5 protein-coding genes and 1 pseudogene are annotated in these 4,560 nt (G+C 68.4%); all 6 read right to left on the minus strand.

The genetic code is table 11. From position 1 onward, the window contains the following. Nucleotides 1-307: pseudogene (locus WAL33_RS17960) on the minus strand (iron dicitrate transport regulator FecR); the annotation flags it as partial. Next, nucleotides 276-857, minus strand: a complete 582-nt coding sequence (locus WAL33_RS17965; protein ID WP_422182912.1) for an RNA polymerase sigma factor — start codon at nt 855-857, stop codon at nt 276-278. The pseudogene WAL33_RS17960 and the gene WAL33_RS17965, both read right to left, overlap by 32 nt. A gap of 211 nt (nt 858-1,068) precedes the next feature. Further along, nucleotides 1,069-2,019: a helix-turn-helix domain-containing protein gene (locus WAL33_RS17970; protein WP_422182914.1), complete on the minus strand. Its 951-nt coding sequence runs from the start codon at nt 2,017-2,019 to the stop codon at nt 1,069-1,071. Between the two features lie 6 nt (nt 2,020-2,025). Continuing rightward, on the minus strand, nt 2,026-3,102 hold the full coding sequence (locus WAL33_RS17975) for an acetamidase/formamidase family protein (RefSeq protein ID WP_422182916.1): 1,077 nt from the start codon (nt 3,100-3,102) through the stop codon (nt 2,026-2,028). A 25-nt stretch (nt 3,103-3,127) separates the two neighbouring features. After that, nucleotides 3,128-3,931, minus strand: coding sequence for a 4,5-DOPA dioxygenase extradiol (gene ygiD, locus WAL33_RS17980; protein ID WP_422182918.1), 804 nt, complete (start codon nt 3,929-3,931; stop codon nt 3,128-3,130). 2 nt (nt 3,932-3,933) lie between these two features. After that, nucleotides 3,934-4,560: SRPBCC family protein (locus WAL33_RS17985; protein ID WP_422182919.1), on the minus strand; the 627-nt coding region annotated here is incomplete at its 5' end.

Raw genomic sequence — 4,560 nt, forward strand, 5'->3', positions numbered from 1 at the left:
ACAGACCCACCCCGCCGACCAGCGCGGCGGCGGCGACGCCGCCCGCCCCGACGATCAGTCCGCGACGGCTGGGACGTTCGGCGACGACAGTCTCGACCGCGGGCGCGACATTGGCCAAGGCTCGGCCGCGATCCAGGAAGCTGATCGCCGCCTGGGCGCGCAACAACGCCCCCGCCCGGCGTGCATCACCGTTCAGCCAAGCCTGCACCTGGGGGTCGTGCTCGACGTCCAGTCCATGCGCGTCGACGCGGGCGGCCCAGTCGGCCGCCTCCTCGTCAATCTCGCTTGCGGACCGATTGGAGCTCATGGGCTTTGCCGACTTCCGATTGATCTGGGGCCGTCGCCTCCGATAACGCCCGCAGGATTAAACGCAAGCCCCGCGCCGACTGTGTCTCCACCACATTCTCGGTCACGCCCAGACGCGCGGCGATCTCCTTCTGCGACAGGCCATGGATCCGGCGAAGGGTGAAGATCTGTCGACACCGCTCGGGCAGCCCCTCGATCAACTGTTGCACCCTGCCCAGTTCGCGGCGTCCGGCGACCACGCGTTCCGGAGAAGGCTCATCATCTACGACGTTCAGCGCGTCGATTTCCGTGACGCAATCGATACGAACGATGCGCGCGCGCCGAATTTTCTCGATGGTGATGTTCCGCGCCGTCCGGAAAAAATACGCGCGGCCGTTGGTGATGTGGGCGATGCTCTCCAAGGCGGCCAAACGGCAATAGGTCTCCTGGATCACGTCGTCGATGTCGGCGGCGGCGCCGCCCGACCGGCGCAGCCATGCGCGCACGTCGGCTTCGTGCGGAAGGATTTGCCCTCCGACGAAGGCGACGATCTCGGCGCGGCTCTGTTTCAACGGCCTCTCGCGATGCGATGCTGACTGGGATGCACGTTTCGGCCAACCGGCCAGGCCAGCAACACCCCTTCAAGCCCAACGCCGGCTATTCCCTGTTCGGCGCCCCCGCATGGAGCAGAACCTGGCGCTCGGCGCCTCGCCTGAGCCATCGCGACCGGCCGCGAGGTCGTCGATCTTGGTGGGCTCCTCGGACTTGAGCGCGCCTGACCGGCTATGCTGCGGCGCTCTGCCGGAACTCGCGGGGCGACACGCCGTACTGGTCGCGGAACGCGCGGCTGAAATGGGCCGAGCCGTTGAAACCCCAGCGGAAGCAGATTTCCGAGATCGACAGCCGCGCGTGCTGCGGACTGGCCAGGTCCGTGCGACAGCGGTCCAGTCGACGGGTGCGCAGATAGTGGCTGAACGTCTCGTCGGCGCTGGCGAACAGCTTCTGGACATAGCGGGGCGAAACCCCCTCCTCGTCGGCCACCCGGCGCAGCGACAGGTCCGGGTCGGGCAGCAGGGTCTCGATGGTCTGGCACAGGCGCTGAAGGTGGGCGGTGGGCGCACCGGCCCCCGCACCCAGCACGTCGGTCGCCGCCCCGCCCTCGACCAGGCAGATGGCCAGGAATTCGGTCAGGGCCAGTTCGACCGGACGCAATTGGTCGACGGTCAGATCCTCCAGCCCCTCGGCCGTGGCCCGCAACAGGCCCGACAGGATGTGGGCCACGCCCGTGCCGGCCTGCAGCCGCCCGACGCGCAGACTGACCGGGGTGATCAGCCGGTGGTCCAGGGCCACGCGCGGGGCGCGGACGAACATCAGCCGGCAGCGGGTTTCCAGACGCAGGGCCGCGGCCTGGCCGGTCGGGCCATAGGCGATGTCGCCAGGTTCAAGCGCTTCGGCCAGATCGTCGGTGACCAGGGTCGCTTCGCCGCTCAACAGCACCGCCAGCCACACCGCCGCCGGCTGGCCCGACAGCCGGCCCGAGATCGCCTGGGCCCCGGCCTCGACCAGGGCGAACTCGATGCCCAGGGGCGAGGTCAGGCAGACCACCGAAGCCGAGGCCGGTTCGGCGTCGGACAGGCCCTCGATCGGCAGGCCCAGTCGGCTCATCGCCTCGCGCCAGGCCTCGGCGCGTTCGGCGCGAGGGTGGCTGTCGGTGCTGAACGACCAGGCCTTCATGGAGTCCTACCCCTTCATCGTGGGAAAGATGTCGCGCGGGATGCGCACGTGGCAGCCCTGCTTGCCGTCGACCACCTGGGTGACTCCAAAGTCGGACGCCACGCTCATCAACGAATAGGCGTCGTTCTTCGACAGGCCCACATGATCGCTGAGCAGGGTGAGCATGTTCAGCGAGGCGTCGCGCATGGCGACGTTCAGGTCCTCGTCGAAGCCGTGGACGATCCACCACTTGGGGGTCTCCAGCAGCGGGCCCGGCGAGACGAAGTCCTTGCGCAGCACGATCTGCATCAGGACGTTCAGCGAGCTTTCGATGGCCGTGCCCGAGATCTCGCCGTCGCCTTGCGACACGTGTGGGTCGCCGATCGAGAACAGTCCGCCCTCGACCTGCACGGGGTAGTACATCGTGGCCCCCGCCCCGATCCGCCAGTTGTCGATATTGCCGCCGTGGGCGCCGGGCGGGTTGGTGCTGGTGCGGCCGTCGATGGCCGGGGCGACGCCGGCCGTGCCCAGGTGCGGGCGGGCCGGAATGCGCACCCCCTTCAAGGCCGACTGGCGGTCGCAGACCGGGCAGTCGGTGACCGTGCCGGGCACCAGATACTTGCCGGGAAAGTCATAGGCGTAGAGGGCGCTGGCGGTGTTGGCGTTGGCGTCGAGCTGGTAGATCGTCACCCGCTCCTTCTCGCCGAATTCCTTGTACAGATAGCCCCAGTTGGCGGCGAGGTTGGAGCCGTAGTTGCAGCGCGGCGTCATCCGCAGATACCGCACCTCGAGCATGTCGCCCGGCATCGCCCCCTCGACGTGGATCGGCCCGGTCATGATGTGGACGCCGGGATAGCGGTCCGACTCCGGGATCTCCTTGAACAGCCGGGTGACGCCCTCGTCCATCATCAGCTGCGGGGCGTCGCCGGCGTGGTGGGTGACGGCCTCGGCCTGGATCAGGTCCCCCGACTTGACCTTCAGGGCCGGCTTCAAGCTCGGGTCGAAATAGCCCCAGTGCACGGTGGCCGGGGTGGCCGGCAGCGTGTGCAAGGCGCCGGGCGCGGTGTCGGCGCGGCTTTCGCCGGCGTCGCAGATGAAGGCCATGTCAGCGTCTCCGCAGGGTGAAGGGTCAGGCCGCCAGCACGACGCTGGTCATGCTCAGCGAGCCGTGCTCGATGTGGTCGGGCGCGAAGCTGGCGACGTCGCCCGGCAGGCGCGCGCCCAGCACGTACAGCAGCGGCCAGTAGTGATCGGGCGACGGGACCGACTTGGCGGCGTCCTCGCCCAGGGCCTCGTAGGCCACCGCGCGCTCCGGGGCGTCGTCGAGAATGGCCCGGCGGATGTGGTCGTTGAAGCGGGCCGCCCAGTCGAACGGCGGGCGGTCCTTGTGCGTCCAGTCCATGGCCGGCAGGTTGTGGACGATGTTGCCGGTGCCGATCACCAGCACCCCCTCGTCGCGTAGCGTCGCCAGCTTCTTGGCCAGTTCGAAGTGGTAGGCGGGCGGCTGGGTGGCGTCGATGCTCAGCTGCACCACCGGCACGTCGGCCAGCGGATAGGCCTTGCACAGCACCGACCATGTGCCGTGGTCCAGGCCCCAGACCCCGTCATCGAGGATCACCGGCGTCGGGGCCAGCAACTCTTGCACGCGCTTGGCCAGCTCCGGGCTGCCGGGAGCCGGATATTGGACGTCGAACAGCGCCTGCGGAAAGGCCCCAAAGTCATGGATGGTGCGCGGCTGGGCCATGGCCGTCACCGCCGTGCCGCGGGTCAGCCAATGGGCCGAGACGCAGAGAATGGCCTTGGGCTTGCCGTGGTCCTTCTCGATCTGGGCGGCGATCCTGGCCCAGGTCTTGGTGGTGTCGTTGGTCTCCAGGGCGATCATCGGGCTGCCGTGACCGAAGAAGATGGTCGGGAGTCGCTGGGTCGAGGTCATGGTCAGGCCGCGGCCTCCGAAACGAGTTTGGACGGTTTGGCCTTCATCGCCGCCCAGGTCTGCTGGTAGCGGCGGGTCAGCCAGTCGTTGAACTGGGCCTGGGCCCCTTCCTGCCAGGAATAGCGACCGCGCACGGCGAAGCGCGAGCGCAGGCCGCGCTGCACCTGTTCGTCGACCTCCATGTCCTGAGCGATGATCTTCGTCGCCGAGGTCATGATCATCTCCAGCCGGTGCTCGAAGGCCGGGTCCTCAGTGGCGCCGGGGGCCACCAGAATGCCGGTGTCCTGCTCCAGGGTCTCCGGCCCAGTCGGGCGCAGGATCAGATAGATGACCAGGTCGCTGGTCATCACCAGCGACAGGGTCGGCGGCACGTTGGCGAAGGTCATGCGGCCGCGATCCTCGGCCGTCAGCTTGGGGAAGATCGGCAGCACCGCCTTCTGGGTGGGATTGAAGCTGGCGTCGGCATGGGTGGTGCCGTTGAAGCGCAGGAAGCCGGCGTCGGCCGGGTCGGACGGCGGGAAGCTGGCCAGTTCGCTGGGCACGAAGTCGTGCAGCGGCCCGCGGTGCAGCTTGCTGGCGTGGTAGCCGTCATTGTTGTTCTCGAACATCACCTTCCAGTTCCAGGCGAA

Source organism: Caulobacter sp., assembly GCF_049283275.1.
Lineage (GTDB): Bacteria > Pseudomonadota > Alphaproteobacteria > Caulobacterales > Caulobacteraceae > Caulobacter.

What these genes read in the sequence shown, in the direction of transcription:
- WAL33_RS17970 (WP_422182914.1), bottom strand. Translation starts at nt 2,019, where the DNA reads ATGAAGGCCTGGTCGTTCAGCACCGACAGCCACCCTCGCGCCGAACGC.
- WAL33_RS17975 (WP_422182916.1), bottom strand. Translation starts at nt 3,102, where the DNA reads ATGGCCTTCATCTGCGACGCCGGCGAAAGCCGCGCCGACACCGCGCCC.
- ygiD (WP_422182918.1), bottom strand. Translation starts at nt 3,931, where the DNA reads ATGACCTCGACCCAGCGACTCCCGACCATCTTCTTCGGTCACGGCAGC.